Genomic DNA, 14820 nt, shown 5'->3' on the forward strand with positions numbered 1-14820 from the left:
AGAGAGGGGGCCTGCACTCTCGTTCCGCGAGCGCTTCCTCGCAAGCACCCCGGTGCCCCGGCGCGCCTTCGCTCCCGGCTCTGCCTACTCGGACCGCGCGCCGGACCGCGCCGGGCCCAGGCGTTTCAACGGCTGGTCCTTCACCACCGGTACGGGTTCGGGCTCCTCCCACATCCACGCGCCCGCCGCCACGCACAGCAGTACGCCCGCCGCCAGCATCACCCAGGAGATGAGGTCCGGGTCCCTGTACCCCTGCACCTCCTGCTCCGTGCCCCGCATCACCTCCAGCTTGGGCCCCGCCACCAGCACCGGCCCTCGCTTCCCCAGCGCCACCTGCCCCACCGCCACCACGCTGTCTCCCAGCTCCAGCCGCTCCTCCTTCAGGCGCAGGGACTTCTCAGGCACCCGGCCCGTCTTGTCCTGCACGTAGCGCAAGAGCTCCTCGCGCTCGAGGCCCGACGTGTCGAGCAGTCCCCCGGGGCTGTACTCGTGCTCGTCCAGGAAGGAGAAGGACGCCTCCGCGCCCTCCAGCCCGATGCGGCCGGACTCGTCCTCCAGCTCCCAGCCCTCCGCGTACTCCGTCTCCGTGAAGAGCTGGCGCACGTTGTCGCCATCCTCCTCCCAGACGCGCAGCCGGTAGTACACGCAGTCCACGCCGGTGAGCGGCGTGCGCACCGGCTCCCTCGCGCGCAACCGGCCCACCACCTTCACGGAGGTGCCCGGACGCGCCTGCTTCGCCCGGCTCCTCGGCAGGGCGCGCCACCGCGCCCGCCGGGCCTTGCTCCACAGCAACAGCCCTCCTCCTCCCAGGAGCAGACCCACCCCCAGGAGGAGCACCACCGCCAATGCCATGCTGGCTTCCATGTGCCGGCATTGCTACCTCAAGCACGCCCCCGGCCGCCTCTACTTCTTCTCCGGCGCGCGGTAGGTGAGCACCGGGCACGGCGCCAGCCGCACCACCTTCTCCGCCACGCTGCCCATCATCATGTGCGACAGGCCCGTGCGCCCGTGCGTGCCCATGATGATGAGGTCATACCCGCCCTCGCCCGCCACCTTCGCGATGACGTGCGCCGGATCTCCCGCCTCCAACATCCGCTTCGCGTGGGGGACATTCTCGAGGAAGGCCGTGAGCTGCTGGTCCGCGTGGTTGCGCAGGTAGGTGGACAGCGTCAGCTCCGGCTCGCTGCGCGTCAGCACCACCATCTCGTCTCCCGCGTACTCGGACGGCCGCCACACGTGCAGCACGTCCAGCTTCGCGTCGAAGCTCTTCACGAAGAGGTCCGCGTACTCGAGCGCCCGCTTCGACGTCTCCGAGAAGTCCACCGGCACGAGGATTCGCTGAATCTTGCTCATGGCTCCACTCCAGGTCAGGTCTCCCCCTCCTGGTGCAATGGCCGTTCCCACCCGCGCTCCCTCGGAAGCCCCCGCACGCGCGGCGCAAATGCTGCGCACACTCCACCCCCACGCAATTCCTGCACCCGCTCCCCTCCCAGCCGCGCGAGTGACGCCCCCCTCGCACTGCGCGATACTCGCCGCCTGGAGGACACACGAATGCTCCGCTCCCGTTTTGCCTGGCTGTTGCCAGTCCTCTTCCTGGCTGGCTGCGAGCCCTTCGATCCCTGGTTCGACTACGTCCCGGACGGAAACGACACGCGGTTGCAGTACATCGGGCGCATGGACTGGTCCACGAAGGATGGGCCCACCTATGCCCATTCGGGCGTCACCGTCCGCTTCCGCTGCAACTGCACCGGCGTGGACGTGGCCTTCGAGGACCATGGCACCGGCGGCCCGGAGCACACCAACTGGGTCAACGTCATCGTCGACGGGAAGACCCAGGCCAAGGTCGAGCTCAAGCCCGGCCGCAACATCCTGCGCGGCGCCCGCAACCTCCCCCGGGGCGAGCACCTCATCGAGATCGTCAAGCGCACCGAGCCCTATGCCGGGCCCATCCAGTTCCTCGGCGTCAGCGTCCAGGGCGTCCTCCTGGATCCGCCGCCCTGGCCCGAGAGGCGCTTCGAGTTCATCGGCGACTCCATCACCTGCGGCTACGGCAACGAGGTGGACATCTACGCCCCCACCTATACCGAGCCCAACACCGGCTACCACTCGAAGAACGAGGACATCTCCCAGGCCTACGGCTCCCTGCTGGGCCGCAAGTTCAACGCCGAGGTCATCACCACCTGCATCTCCGGCACCGGCGTCTACCGCAACATCAATGACAAAGACGGCTCCACGGTGGGCAAGGCCTTCCCCTCGCTCTACACGCGCGTCTACCCCGACCGCGAGGCGCCGATCTGGAACACCCAGTGGTACCAGCCGGAAGCTCATCGTCATCAACCTGGGCAACAACGACTTCAACGTGTCCGGCCCCGACAAGCTCCCGACCGCCCCGGACGCCACGGAGTTCAAGAAGGCCTACGCGGCCTTCGTCCGGCAGCTCCGCGAGTACTACCCGAGGGCGAAGATCGTCTGCTCCGTCGGCCCGATGATGAACGACAACTACCCGCCCGGCCGCGAGCACTGGACCAAGATGAAGACCTACGTCCGCGACATGGTCACGGACCTGGGCGATCCCAACGTCCACTACTTCGCCTATACCCCCATCGTCGGGGACCCCTACGGCGAGGACTGGCACCCCACCAATGAGTCCCACGCCGAGATGGCCAAGGAGATCGCTCCCTTCATCCAGGGCCTGGGCTTCTGAGACGGGGTCAGCGGACGAAGCGCAGGAAGAAGGCGGAGTCCGGGGGCGCCGTGATGGGCCCCTTGCCCACGTCCGCCGTGCCCTCGACGCGTGGCAGCAGCACCGCCTCGCCCCGGCGTGACACCGCCACCGTCCCCGCCCGCAGCACCCCTTCCGACACGAGCCCTCGCGACCACTCGTGCCCCCCGGAGCCCCGGTAGAGCTTCACCACGAAGAGGTGGTTGTCCGGTGTGCCTCCCGCTCGCCACGGCAGCCGCGGCCCTCCCACGCTGTCTCCCGGACGGTACTGGCCCGTCAACACCACCCGGTTCTCCTCGTCCACCGCCACGCCCGTCACGCTCTCCCCGAAGTGGCGCATCCACAGCTCCCCGCCCGTCGGGCCGTACACCGCCACGAAGCCGTCCTTCCCCTCCGACCATTGCGTCCGTCCCCGGAACGCGATGGCTCCCGTGTACTCGCCCACCACCAGGATGCGCCCCGGCTCCACCGCCACTCCCGTGGCCGTGCCCTCCGCTCCCGCGAGCCCTCTCGACCACACGTGGCGCATGTCCGGCGTGAAGCGCGCCACGAACGGGCTGCGCGGCTTCACCGTGAAGAAGGGGCGTCCTCCCAGGTCCACCTCGCCCTCGAAGAAGCCCGCCACCGAGATGTGCCCGGACGGCTCCAGCGCCAGCGACGTCACCGCCAGCCGCCCCCGCCGCACCACCGGACTCAACGCGAGCACCTGTCCGTCTTCCGCGCGCACCCGCCCCACCAGCGCCGCGCCCAGCGACTGGCCCTTGTCCTTGAAATTCACCGCCACCACGAGCTGCCCCCGGTGCTCGTCCACCGCCAGCGCCCGGGCCGGTAGGAGGCCCACGCCCGGCAACACCGCCGAGCGGGACCACAGGTGCGTGCCGTCCGGCGCGTACTTCGCCAGGAAGGGCCCCGCCGGCAGCGGCTCGCCCCCGAGGCTCAGCGTGGGCTCGCGGTGCTCCCCGGCGATGTAGAGGTTGCCCGCTCCATCCGCCACCATCGCGGTCACCGTGGGGCTCGCGCCGTTGTAGGTGGGGAAGCCCGTGGACCACAGGTGCGTGCCGTCCGGTGCGTACTTGGCCAGCGCCAGCCCCGCCTCCCCGGGCAGCGCACCGCCTCCCAGGTCCACGCCGCTCCGCTCGTACGCGAGCGAGATGAAGGCGTTGCCCGTCCGGTCCACGCTCACCGTCCACCCGAAGGCCGAGCCCTCCACCGGGCGCACCTGACGCGTGGCGCCGCGCTCCACCCGCGTCTCCCGCTCCTGGAGGGCCAGCGGCGGCGAGGGCTCCGGTGTTTCCACCCCCGCTCCGCACCCCCACCCCAGACACACGGCGACTCCCATTGCCCAGCCGCGCCTCACGCCGTCCCCCTCCTGCTCACCCGCCGCCCGCGGGCCTCGCGAGCTTGTGCACCCGCGGGGCCGCCGCCATCGGCTGACGGGGTGGCGGTGCGCCTCGTGCGCTGGAGCCCCCGCCAGGCAGGCGAGCATGGGCTGGACCCGGGGGAGCTGGCGCCGTCCTCCACCCGGCGCCCGCACCTCACCCGGGGGATGTTGTTCCGCCCCTGCGTGAGACGGACCTTGCCCAAGCCGTTCACACGAGGGGGGTTGTCCGATGAAATCTGAAACGCAGGCCCCGGCCCGGGGCTGGAAGTGGTGGGTGTTGGGAACGCTCGTGCTCGCCGCGTGCGGGGCCGTGTCCGAGCCGCCGGAGGTGGAGCCACTCGAGGAGGGCTCCGTCTCCGCGATGCACGACAACGGTGGCGGACAGGGGCCGTTTCCCACGTGGTCCACGCCCACCTTCGCCGCCGTCCCGGTCCTGGCCACGGATGGGAAGCAATTCCTCACCGTCTGGCGTGACGTGCTCCGGCCCACCGAGCTCTTCGCCGCGCGCGTGTCCAAGGAGGGCAAGCTGCTCGATCCCGACAGCATCCGGCTCAACCTGGATCCCGCCGTCCAGGCCGGCGACCCCGCCGTCGCCTTCGACGGCAGGCAATTCCTCGTCGTCTGGCAGTCGGAGTTCACGTTGAATCTCGTCCGCGTGAACCGCGACGGGACCGTCGAGCCTCCCGTCCTGACCCTCGCCGAGGCCTTCACCAGCCCCGCCCCCGCCCCCACCATCGCGTGCGGCTGGCGCAAGTGTCTGGTGGCCTGGATCGACTTCGGCGACCCCCGCAGCGTCCGCGGCGTCATCGTGGAGAGCGATGACATGGGCCTGGGCACGCGGGAGATCGTCATCTCGTCCGCTCCGTCCCTCGCCGCGTTCGGCATCTCCGCGGCCTGGGGGCATGACCGCTTCCTCGTCGTCTGGAGCGATGCGCGCACCGGCACCGCCCAACTCATCGCCGCCCGCGTGAGGGCCGATGGCACCGTGCTCGACCCGGCCGGCATCCCGCTCTCCGACTCGCCCGGCCAGCAGACCCTCCCCGACGTGGTCGCCACCAAGCACGGCTTCCTCGTCGCCTGGACCGATACGCGCCTCGGCAACCCGGACATCTTCGCGACGCTCGTGAAGCCCCATGGCGCCGTGCCCGACCCCGATGGCTTCCCCATCTCCACCGGCCCGGAGACGGAGCCTCCAGCCAGCCCTCGCCTACAACGGGTCGCGTGTACTCGCCACCTGGAGCCGGTTGACCCCCGAGCGCTTCTCCGTCCGGGGCAACTTCGTGCGGGCCGATAGCACCCTCGCCTCCCCGGACGGCTTCGTGCTCTCGGGCGGTGAGTTCCTCCGCGAGGTCCAGCAGGACGTGGCCGTCGCCGATGGGACTCACTTCGTCGTCTACGGCGCCGCGCCCATCGTCGAGGAGCCTCCCTTCCAGGTCATCCTCGGCACCCGCGTGAAGAAGAACGGCTCGCGCGTCGATGACCCAGCCATCCGCATCTCGCACTCGCCCTCCGTGGAGGACGCGGCTGGGGCGACTGGCGAGCGGTGACGGATTGGGCGGGGTGGGGTCCTCTGTCCGATGACCCTCACCCCAGCCCTCTCCCAGAGGGAGAGGGGGCTTCACACGGGCTCAACCTGGGACTTCCTCAGTCCTCGTGCGTGCTCACCGTCGTCGTCGGGCCCCACGCTTCCTGGCCCTCCCGCTCGAAGAAGAGCGGCTCCCGCTTGCGCGACGCCCCGCCCACCTCGTTCAGCGTCAGCGCGTCGTACAGCCGCCCGCCCACCATCGTGTACTGGATGGACGTGCTGTTGCGCAGGTCCTCCAGCGGGTTCTTATCCAGCACCAGCAGGTCCGCCAGCTTGCCCTCCTCCAGCGAGCCGAGGTCCCCGTCCAGTCCCAGGTAGTGCGCCCCCGACAGCGTCGCCGCCTTCAGCGCCTGCAGCGGCTTCATCCCGCCCTGCCCGAACATCCACAGCTCCCAGTGCGCCCCCAGGCCCTCGCGCTGACCGTGCGCTCCCAACTGCACGCTCACGCCCTTGTCGTTCAGCTCCTTCGTCACCCGGGCGATCTGGATGTGGTTGAACTCGTCCTCCGGCGCCATCACCGGCCGGCGGCTGCGCGCATCCACCACCCGCCTCGGCGCGAACGCCAGGAGACGCTTGTCGTCCCACACGTTCGTCTTCTGGTACCAGTAATTCTCACCCCACACGCCGCCGTACGCCACGATCAGCGTCGGCGTGTAGCCCGTCCCGCTCCGGCTCCAGAGCTGCTGCACGTCCGCGTATGCCTTCGACACCGGAATCGAGTGCTCGATGCCCGTGTGCCCGTCCACCACCATCGTCATGTTGTGCTGGTAGAGCGAGCCTCCCTCCGGCACCACCATCATCTGCAGCTCGCGCGCCGCCTGGAGCACCTTCTGCCGCTGGTCCCGCCTTGGCTGGTTGTAGCTCTTCACGCTGAACGCCCCCACCGCCTTCATCCGCCGCAGGTGCGAGCGCGCGTCCTCCAGCGACTCGATGGGCGCGCGGAACGCCCCCGACGCGCCGTACAGGATGGTGCCCGTCGAGTACACGCGCGGCCCCACCATCGCCCCGGACTTCACCAGCTCGCTCGTGGCGAAGATGGAGCCCGTGTCGTTGGACGGGTCGTGCACCGTCGTCACGCCGAACGCCAGCGAGGACAGCAGCTTCCAGTTCTGCTCCGGCAGCACGCCCTCGTCGCCCATGGCCCCGTGCCAGTGCACGTCCACGATGCCCGGCATCAGCGTCTTGCCCGTCACGTCCACCACCTTCGCCCCCGCCGGCACCACCACCTTCCCCTTCGGGCCCACCGCCACGATGCGGCTGCCCTTCACCACCACCACGCCATTCTCGAGGACCTCGTCCCCCTTCATCGTGATGACGCGGCCTCCCACCAGCGCCACCGTCCCCTCCGGCGCGTCCGTCTTCGCCTGGAAGCCGATGTCCTGCCCCTTCTCCGCCACCTCCGGCAGCTTCTCCGGCGCTCCCTCCTGGAAGCGGAAGCTGTCCTTCAGTTCGCGCGTGTACAGCTCCGGCCCCAGCGCCCAGTGCAGCCGCTTGCCGTCTCCCGACCAGTGCAGCCACTCGCCCGCGTCGCGCGACACCTTCGCCACCGGCAGCGCCTTGCCCTCGGGGCTCGCCACCGCGCCCTTCGCTCCGCGCGGCAGCGGCATGATGAACGCCTGGAAGTTCTCCCGGAACGCCAGCCACTTCTCGTCCGGCGATACCCGGTACTCCGTCGCCTCGTCGCTCGTCAGGTGCGTGCGCTGCTCGCTCCCGTCCAGCCGGATGCTCTTCAGCGCCCGCTCCTCGTCCTTCTCCCGAGGCTCCACCGTCAGGAAGAACACCCGCTCCGCGCTCGCCCCGAAGTGCGGCTGCTCGCCGTCCTTCACCAGCCGCCTCGGCGTGCCTCCCGCCACCGGAACCGCGAACAGCCCCTGCTCCTTGCTGTAGAGCCCCGAGCGCAGGTAGCCCCCGCCGATGGACCGGTACACGAGGAAGCGCCCGTCCGGAGACAGTGCCGGCTCGATGTAGTGGCCCGGCTTCGTGCTCACCACCTTGCCCTCGCCGCCCGTCACCGGCACCACCCGCACCGTGCCCAGCTTCTCGTCGTCCCACGTCGTGTAGACGATGCTCTTTCCGTCCCGCGAGAACGCCGGATACAGCTCCGTGTGCTCCGTCTGCTTCGTCAGCCGCTTCGGCGTGCCGTTGGGCAAGTCACGCACGTACAGGTGCCCCAGCGCCTGGTACACCACCTTGTCCCCCTTCGGAGACACCTGCACCCAGCGCAGCATCTTCACGTGGAACTTCTCGGGCGCCACCGCCTGCGGGAAGCGCACCGCCTCGTGAATCGTCCGGGTGCCGCGCACGCGGAAGGGAATCGGCGTCACCTTCTTCGTCGCCACCTCAATCCGGTGCAGCTTGCCGCCCGCCCAGAACACCAGCGACTTGTTGTCCGGCGTCCACGCCATCACCGGGTACACGCCGTGGATCGCCCACGTCTCCTGCATGTCCCGCTCGAGCCCGTCGAAAATGGGCCGCTCGGCGCCGCTCGCCAGGTCCGTCACGTACAGCGTGCTCTTGCCGCGCACCCGGCGGATGAAGGCCAGCGACTTGCCGTCCGGCGACGGCGTCGGACGGATGGAGCCGCCCGGGCCCGTCACGAAGCGATCCGTCTCCCGCGTGTCCAGGTCCAGCCGCTGGATGACGTAGATTTCCCCGTTCGGGTCCTTGTTGTACTCGAACACCTTCCCCGGCGTGATGTCCTGGCTGTAGTAGACGTACCGGCCGTCCGGAGAGAACGCGGGCTCGCCCACGTCCTTCTGATCATTGGGACGCTCGGTGAGCTGCACGCCGTCACCGCCCGAGCGGTGGTACATCCAGATTTCGCCCGCGCCCAGCGAGCGCCGCGAGGTGAAGTGCTTGCGCGCGATGAGGTACTGTCCGTCCGGCGACCACGCGGGGCTGTTGAGCAGGCGGAACTTCTCCTGCGTCACCGCCGTGGGCTCGCTTCCGTCGCGCTTCATCACCCAGAGGTTGTCCCCGCCGCCCCGGTCGCTCGTGAAGGCGATGGACTTCCCATCCGGGCTGTAGCGCGGCTGCATGTCCCAGGCGACGCCGCGGGTGAGCGCCTTCGCCTCGCCGCCGCCGATGGGCAGCGTGTAGAGGTCCCCCAGCAAGTCGAAGACGAGCTCATCGCCCTTGGGGCTCACGTCCAGGCTCATCCACGTGCCCTCGGTGACGTCGAGGTCCACCTGGGTGGCCGGGAAGCCGGGCGCGTTCACGTCCCACTTCTCCTCGGGCTTCTTCTCCTCGGGCTTGCCCGCGTCCTTCGCCGGCTGCTGCGGCGGGGCGGGCATGGGGGCCGGCGCCTGCGCGCGGGCGGACAGGGGCAACGCGCTCGTCAGCACGAGCGCGAGGCAACGGAGGCTCAATCGGTTCACCGCGGTTCCTCGTCGGGCGGAATGGGGGTGCGCAGCCTACCCCGGCGAGGACGCGTGTGGAGTTCGTGGAAGCAGCCGGGCGAGTGAGGGCGCGGTATGCTCGGGCCCATGAGAAATCCCGCCGTCTGGCTGGCACTCACGGGGACAGTGACCGGGCTGCTGGGCTTCTGGGCGGGCCGCGCCAGCGTCCCGACACCGGAGGCGGACGACGCGCTGCGCCAGCTCGTCCTCGCGCATGACGCGCAGCTCGCCGCGCTGCGCTCGCAGCCACCGCCGCCCCCACAAGGCACGTGCACCACCGTGGCCACGCTGAGCGCCAACGACAGTGCCTCCCTCCGCGCCGAGCTCGCCCGCCTCGTGCGCGAGGAGTTGCACCCCGAGCCGCGGGCGCCTTCCGCCGAGCCGCCTCCGGAGCTGCCCCGCGCCGAGACGCCGGCTCCGGAGCAACTGCCCCTCATCCAGGACACGCAACGCCTCGTGGACTCGGCCCTGAGCGCGCGGCGCTGGACGGATCAGGACGCCGAGGCCTTCCGGCGGCTCGCCCCCCACCTCCCGGACGCGCAGCGACGGGCGCTCATGCAGCAGGTCGTGGTGGCCATCAACGAAGGACGCATCCAGATGGAGACCCGCGGCCTTCCTTTCTGAGCGCGAACGCTCGCACCGTTCGGACCGGGATCTTCTTCTCTCTCCCGGGAATTCATGTTCTCATGGCTCTCACCGTTTATTCCGGCACACTGCCCAGGAGAGACACCATGAAGCGCACCACCGTCGCAGCCCTGTTGTTCATCGCCGCCGCCGCACCCGCCGCCTGGGCGGGGACCCAGGAGGTGGCCAACGTCGTCGTGCTCACGTCCATGCGGCTCGCGGAGGGTTCGCTCGGCAGTGCGCGCAACAGCCCCGACTCCCAGCAGATGCTGGGCTGCCGGATTGTCGTCAATTCCTACGGCGCCCCGACCGGCTACTGCGCGGCCCGCAACGCGAGCGGTGTCTCGGGCAACTGCACCACCACCGACCCCGAGCACATCGCGCAGATCCGCTCCATCTCCGATGACTCGTTCATCGCCTTCTCCTGGAACACGTCCGGGACCTGCACCTCGTTCCATATCTCGAACTTCTCGACGTTCGCCCCCAAGGCCCCGTAGGCCACACGCCTCGGGGGGGGGGAGGGCTCAGCGCGGGAGGCCGTCGAAGAAATCGACCTCGCCGGTGTCCAGCGAGTAGTCGGCGCCGACGACCAACAGCCCCTCATCCAAGATGAGCCGCTCGAGCAGCCGGCTGCCGTGGCGCAGGTGGGCGCAGGACTGCCGGACGTTGGCGCGCACGGCCTCGTGCACCAGGCGCTCCGGCTCCACGTTCGGGCCGGCCGCGTGCACCACGCTCTCCACCGCGGGCCGGCACCGGTCCACGATGTCGTGGATGTTCTCCGAGGGCGCGTCCACGCGGTGCTGGATGAAGTCCAGCGTCGCCTTGATGGCGCCGCAGCGCGAGTGGCCCATCACCACCACCAGGCGCGTCCCGAAGGTGGCCGCCGCGAACTCCACGCTCCCCACCAGCGAGGGCGCCACCACGTTGCCCGCCACCCGGATGACGAAGAGGTCCCCCAGCCCCTGATCGAAGATGAACTCCGACGGCACCCGGGAGTCCGAGCACGAGAGGATGATGGCGACCGGATGCTGCGAGGCCGCCAGCGAGGCCCGCGCCGCCTGGCCCATCGTCGTGTCCAGGCTCCGCAGGTTCTGGTTGAAGCGGCGGTTGCCCTCCTGAAGGCGCTGGAGCGCCTGAGTGGCGGGCAGGGGAGGAGGGGGAATGCCTTTGATGGTCATGTCCGGAAGCCTCTCCTCCAGGAGTGGTGCCGTCCAACGGAATCCGCACCGGGCGGCCCCGGCGCTTCTGGCGCGACGCGCTCGCCTGGCAGGGCACGGTGACGCCGCTCGTCATGCCCAAGGGCCGAGACGGCCCCCCCCGGTGCCACCGTGTAGATGGGGACGAATATGAAGGGCCGGGGCTTGGGGTCCGGCCGGGCCCTGTCATCGAGGGGGAGACGGCACGCGGGCAACCTTCTTCGCGTGCGCGATGGCCTCCCTATGTTCCTTGCGGAGGGGGTCCTCTCGACGGAGCCGGCACACTCTTCGCTCTGTGTCCTCCAACATCTCCCATGCTTCACGAGCCTGTCGAGGGAACAGGTCCAGTGCCTGCACTCAGGCTCCAGGACAGGGCTTGTCGTTGGCTTGCCACGGCCAGAACCCATAGCGCATGCAGGCGGCGTAGCACGCCCTGCACTGTGACTCACCCCAGACCCGGCCATCACTGCTTCCGCCACCAGCCTGGAGCCGGACCCGCGCATCTTCGTCGATGCCCATCAACCAGCCGGTCCAAATCTCCATCAACAAACGTGCGCGGCAACAGTAAGCAGCACCGTCCCGCCCGCCTGCGTTAGAAGCGCATGGAGCGGACGATGTCCTCGCAGATGGGCCGCTCAATCTCATGTTGGCCCCATGCGCAGACATACGTCACCCGGGAGATGCTCCGCCCATCCGAGACATACCAGACCCGGATGAAGTCCTCTCCGCTGTGGAAGCTCACTCCCGCTCCCTGTAGCGAGTCCTCTGAGAAGATCTCCTCCTCGGATGGAAGCCCGAGGGCCTGCTGTTGACCGAACTCTCGTGCCAGGGACAGCAGGTCCGAACCGGAGGGAAGTGGCGGGGAGCCACCCTCATGGAGGGCAAAAGAGAACTGTAGCGCGCCAACACCACCATCTGGATCCGCGAGGGTATGGGGCGCGTCGGAAGCCGCTAGTTCCGCAGTGATGTCGTGCCAGTTCGGGGGCACGGTCAGCGTGACTCCGCCCAGGTCGATTTCACGAGGGCTCATTTCAGGTTGCCCGTCTTTGGATCATAGGGAAGCATCTGGGTCTTTTCCTTCCATAAGAGTCCCAACTGAAAACATCTCTCTTTTGAAGCCCGAGCTCGTGCGTGGGCGATGCGCTCACCGCCAGCGAAAGACAATGCTCGCCGGCAGTTGCCGGCTCGCCACGGCGGCACCGGCCTTGGAGCCAGCCTGCCTGGGCACACGCCCGTCAACGTCCCCCAGCGCGATGCACACGGGGTACTTCCGGCCATCGGGCAGCACGGCCAGGGTGTAGCGGCCCATGATGGCCGGTTCCTTCAAATTGGAGTCATCGTAGATGCCAGGACCTGTCCATAGGCGTCCATGGAGCAGCGTTCCCTCGGACAGGTCGCCCTCTCCCTCCGAGATGCGTCCGATGACTGGACCATCCTGGTAGATGCCCGCCCCCCAGCCAGGCTGGTTGATGTCTACGGTGATACGAAAAGCGGCGCCCTCAACAAAAAACTTCAACTCCTCGGTCATGGCCTCTCGCGCCTCCCTGGGGCAGTCCTCCGGCTCCGGGGGCCGCACCTGAGCGGCAGGGCAACCCAGGCCGGCGACTGCGCACAGCCAGGCGGCGAGGAAACTCGAAGGAGTGGAGCGGGGAGGAGTGGACATGGGCGGGATTTCTTTCTCGGGATGGGCAGACCCAGGCAGCAGCGCCTCGGCTGGGGGCGTGAGTGTGGAGCGCGCCAGCCACAAGGCAAGGCCGAGCACGGTCAGGCTCGCGAGCAGGACCCGGAGCCACTTCGAACGGGGCGGGCGGCCTGATGCCGCTGGGACCACGAGCCGCGCCTCTTCCTGGTGCGCCTCCTGCGTGGCCGGATGAACCTCCTCGGAGGCCACGCTCACTGTTTCCGAAGACGGGGCGGGCGGGGCCACGTCCGTGAGCGCTGGCGTCCCCAGGCTGCCTTCAACGGCGAAGAGCGGCACCTTCCAGGCGCTGGACGTCCGCTCCTTGCCCGCATTCCACAGGGCCTGCAGCAGCGCCTCGGTGCCGGGGTAACGATCCTCCGGCCGCTTCTCCAGCAGCTTCATGGCGATGTCGCTCAGCGAGCGCGGCACCCTGGGGTTGAGGAGGTGGGGCTCCGTGGGGGGCACGGTGGCGATGGCCGCCACCAGCGCCTTGTCTGGCAGCTCGGGGTCGAACGGGTGGAGGTCGGTGAGACCCTGGTAGAGCAGCACCCCCAGGGCGTAGAGGTCCGCGGCGGCACCGCCCTGGAAGGGCACTCCCTCCTTCCATACCTCACTGCGTGTATAGGCGAGGACTTCCGGGGGCAGCAGGTGGATGACGCCCGGCGGCAGGCCGAGTGTCTTCGTGAAGGCTCCCGGCAAGCGGACGTTGCCAAAGTCGATGAGGAAGGGCCTGCCATCCTCCCGGCGGATGAGGATGTTTTCCGCCTTCAAGTCGCGGTGGTACACGCCGCGAGAGTGCAGCACCCCCACCGTGCGGACCACCTCGGAGAAGGCGTCCAGCAGCCCGGCGGCAGGGAGAGGCGTCCTCCAGCGCCACCCGTGCCAGGTGTCCCCGTCCACGAAGTCCATCACGAAGAAGAGGTAACCCTTCTGGAGGTGGGGCCAGCAGTCCACCGCATGGACGCGCAGCAGGTTGGGGTGGGGCGCGTACGTCAGCAACGCCGCCACCTCGCGCGCCATCCGCCAGGAGGTCTCCTCTTCCTCTCCCTCCTCGGCGGAAAGAGGCCGCAACGCCATCTTCATCGTGAAGCACAGACCCTCGCGCTCCACCTTGAAGACACGGCTGGAGCCGCCGGTCCCCAACCTGTCGACGATGCGCCAGGGGCCCACCATGTGGCCGGGCAGGAGGTGGTCCGGGTGAAGGGCTTCCGTCGTCATGGCTCCTGCCTCCTAAAGCTTCACATCGAGGGTGGGAAGCCGCCGCGAGCCGCTCCTGTCCAGCACCTCCAACCGGAACAGCTCACCGCTGTTCCAGTGGGGCGCCTCCATCTCCACCGCCACGAGGCCTTCCTCGCCGGGCGCGAGCCGCGCCTTGTTCAAGCCTACGGAGCGCACTTGGACCGGGAGACCGTTCGTGGTGCGGGTGAGTCGCGCCTGCCCTGGCTCCCAGGGTTTCTGCCCCGAGAGGTTCTGCACACGGACGACCGCGAGTGCCCAGGACCCGGCGCGATATCCCACGCCGTTGACCACCTTCAATCCATTCGGAGTGTCAGTGGTAATGCCCTCAATGGGCCGGGCCTTCACTCCCTTCCAGTCGAGCCGCCCTGAGAACACGAGCCCAACAGGCCCGCTCACGGCCCGAAGCGCCGCGAGCTGCGCGTCCTTCTCCGCCAACGCCGCTTCCATTGCCTCCACCGTGCGCGGGCGCCGCACCACCTCCACCTCCTTGTCCACCAGCGTGGGATGGGAGACGAGCGCGAAGGTGGCATAGGCCGGGGAGACCCCATCCTTGTAGCGCACACGCACGCCCAGCTTCTCGGCGGCACCCGGTTCCACGGCCAGCTCCAGGGTGAGGGTGTGGTCACCTGCATCCACCAGGCTGAAGCGTGTTGCGCGTCCCTCCACCTCCAGCGAGCTCCCGGTCGATGGATGCATCGAAGCGGAAGTGGGTGGAGACGTTGGCTGCCACCCGCACCTCCGGCACCGGCTCGTCCGGACTGGTGGGAACCATGACCTGCCGCTGCTGATGCTCTCGGGCCGAGGGGGGAGGCTGGGCTGACGCCGTCGGCCCCGTCAGCAGGAGAGCGAGCGGTAACCACGTGAGAAGTCGTACCAGGATGGGGTACCTCCGGAGTCCACCCTAGCAGATGTGGGAATTGGGACGACGGTGCGCGAATGCACGGGGCGCCTTCCGGCCGCGCGGCGTGCCGACTGGTCCAACAATCGGACCAGT

The 14820-nt window shown here is 69.2% G+C and carries 14 protein-coding genes and 1 pseudogene; 6 read left to right on the plus strand and 9 right to left on the minus strand.

Going from position 1 to position 14820, the window contains the following annotated elements; translation table 11 throughout:
• Positions 1 to 84: 84 nt before the first annotated feature.
• Both ACN28I_RS29170 and ACN28I_RS29175 read right to left on the minus strand, forming a co-directional pair.
• Positions 85 to 852: a hypothetical protein gene (locus ACN28I_RS29170; RefSeq protein ID WP_420945199.1), complete on the minus strand. Its 768-nt coding sequence runs from the start codon at positions 850 to 852 to the stop codon at positions 85 to 87.
• 51 nt (positions 853 to 903) lie between these two features.
• A complete protein-coding gene (locus ACN28I_RS29175) occupies positions 904 to 1353 on the minus strand; it encodes a universal stress protein (RefSeq protein WP_420945200.1) in 450 nt (149 codons plus the stop codon).
• Positions 1354 to 1674: 321 nt separating this feature from the next.
• On the opposite strand from ACN28I_RS29175, the pseudogene ACN28I_RS29180 reads away from it, so the two are divergent.
• A pseudogene (locus tag ACN28I_RS29180) lies at positions 1675 to 1935 on the plus strand (acetyl xylan esterase); the annotation flags it as partial.
• Between the two features lie 280 nt (positions 1936 to 2215).
• Entirely contained in the window at positions 2216 to 2704 is a 489-nt protein-coding gene (locus ACN28I_RS29185; protein ID WP_420948737.1) for an SGNH/GDSL hydrolase family protein, read from the plus strand.
• Between the two features lie 7 nt (positions 2705 to 2711).
• On the opposite strand, the gene ACN28I_RS29190 is transcribed toward ACN28I_RS29185, so the two are convergent.
• Complete coding sequence (locus ACN28I_RS29190; protein WP_420945201.1) at positions 2712 to 4019, minus strand: hypothetical protein; 1308 nt, start codon at positions 4017 to 4019, stop codon at positions 2712 to 2714.
• 313 nt (positions 4020 to 4332) lie between these two features.
• On the opposite strand from ACN28I_RS29190, the gene ACN28I_RS29195 reads away from it, so the two are divergent.
• Complete coding sequence (locus ACN28I_RS29195) at positions 4333 to 5397, plus strand: hypothetical protein (protein ID WP_420945202.1); 1065 nt, start codon at positions 4333 to 4335, stop codon at positions 5395 to 5397.
• Complete coding sequence (locus tag ACN28I_RS29200; RefSeq protein WP_420945203.1) at positions 5384 to 5650, plus strand: hypothetical protein; 267 nt, start codon at positions 5384 to 5386, stop codon at positions 5648 to 5650. The genes ACN28I_RS29195 and ACN28I_RS29200 overlap by 14 nt, the downstream gene beginning before the upstream one ends.
• Positions 5651 to 5747: 97 nt before the next feature.
• Here the strand turns inward: ACN28I_RS29200 and ACN28I_RS29205 are convergent, their stop codons facing one another.
• Positions 5748 to 9065 (minus strand): amidohydrolase family protein, encoded by a 3318-nt coding sequence (locus ACN28I_RS29205; RefSeq protein ID WP_420945204.1) that lies wholly within the window; start codon positions 9063 to 9065, stop codon positions 5748 to 5750.
• Positions 9066 to 9173: 108 nt separating this feature from the next.
• Here ACN28I_RS29205 and ACN28I_RS29210 point away from each other — a divergent pair, with 108 nt between their 5' ends.
• On the plus strand, positions 9174 to 9710 hold the full coding sequence (locus ACN28I_RS29210; protein WP_420945205.1) for a hypothetical protein: 537 nt from the start codon (positions 9174 to 9176) through the stop codon (positions 9708 to 9710).
• Positions 9711 to 9817: 107 nt separating this feature from the next.
• Positions 9818 to 10207, plus strand: coding sequence for a hypothetical protein (locus ACN28I_RS29215; RefSeq protein ID WP_420945206.1), 390 nt, complete (start codon positions 9818 to 9820; stop codon positions 10205 to 10207).
• A gap of 27 nt (positions 10208 to 10234) precedes the next feature.
• Here the strand turns inward: ACN28I_RS29215 and ACN28I_RS29220 are convergent, their stop codons facing one another.
• From ACN28I_RS29220 to ACN28I_RS29240, 5 genes are all read right to left on the minus strand, one after another.
• Positions 10235 to 10888, minus strand: a complete 654-nt coding sequence (locus ACN28I_RS29220; protein ID WP_420945207.1) for a carbonic anhydrase — start codon at positions 10886 to 10888, stop codon at positions 10235 to 10237.
• Between the two features lie 610 nt (positions 10889 to 11498).
• Complete coding sequence (locus ACN28I_RS29225; protein WP_420945208.1) at positions 11499 to 11648, minus strand: hypothetical protein; 150 nt, start codon at positions 11646 to 11648, stop codon at positions 11499 to 11501.
• A 402-nt stretch (positions 11649 to 12050) separates the two neighbouring features.
• Positions 12051 to 13805, minus strand: a complete 1755-nt coding sequence (locus ACN28I_RS29230; RefSeq protein ID WP_420945209.1) for a serine/threonine protein kinase — start codon at positions 13803 to 13805, stop codon at positions 12051 to 12053.
• A 12-nt stretch (positions 13806 to 13817) separates the two neighbouring features.
• Positions 13818 to 14492 (minus strand): DUF2381 family protein, encoded by a 675-nt coding sequence (locus ACN28I_RS29235; RefSeq protein WP_420945210.1) that lies wholly within the window; start codon positions 14490 to 14492, stop codon positions 13818 to 13820.
• Positions 14449 to 14706 carry a DUF2381 family protein gene (locus ACN28I_RS29240; protein WP_420948738.1) on the minus strand — a complete coding sequence of 86 codons (258 nt, stop codon included), beginning with the start codon at positions 14704 to 14706 and terminating at the stop codon, positions 14449 to 14451. Before ACN28I_RS29240 ends, ACN28I_RS29235 begins: the two co-directional genes overlap by 44 nt.
• Between the last annotated feature and the right edge of the window lie 114 nt (positions 14707 to 14820).

Origin of the sequence: Archangium gephyra, assembly GCF_049060025.1 — a bacterium.
GTDB lineage: Bacteria > Myxococcota > Myxococcia > Myxococcales > Myxococcaceae > Archangium > Archangium gephyra_A.

What these genes read in the sequence shown, in the direction of transcription:
- ACN28I_RS29175 (WP_420945200.1), bottom strand. Translation starts at nt 1,353, where the DNA reads ATGAGCAAGATTCAGCGAATCCTCGTGCCGGTGGACTTCTCGGAGACG.
- ACN28I_RS29185 (WP_420948737.1), top strand. Translation starts at nt 2,216, where the DNA reads ATGACAAAGACGGCTCCACGGTGGGCAAGGCCTTCCCCTCGCTCTACA.
- ACN28I_RS29210 (WP_420945205.1), top strand. Translation starts at nt 9,174, where the DNA reads ATGAGAAATCCCGCCGTCTGGCTGGCACTCACGGGGACAGTGACCGGG.
- ACN28I_RS29215 (WP_420945206.1), top strand. Translation starts at nt 9,818, where the DNA reads ATGAAGCGCACCACCGTCGCAGCCCTGTTGTTCATCGCCGCCGCCGCA.
- ACN28I_RS29170 (WP_420945199.1), bottom strand. Translation starts at nt 852, where the DNA reads ATGGCATTGGCGGTGGTGCTCCTCCTGGGGGTGGGTCTGCTCCTGGGA.
- ACN28I_RS29220 (WP_420945207.1), bottom strand. Translation starts at nt 10,888, where the DNA reads ATGACCATCAAAGGCATTCCCCCTCCTCCCCTGCCCGCCACTCAGGCG.
- ACN28I_RS29195 (WP_420945202.1), top strand. Translation starts at nt 4,333, where the DNA reads ATGAAATCTGAAACGCAGGCCCCGGCCCGGGGCTGGAAGTGGTGGGTG.
- ACN28I_RS29230 (WP_420945209.1), bottom strand. Translation starts at nt 13,805, where the DNA reads ATGACGACGGAAGCCCTTCACCCGGACCACCTCCTGCCCGGCCACATG.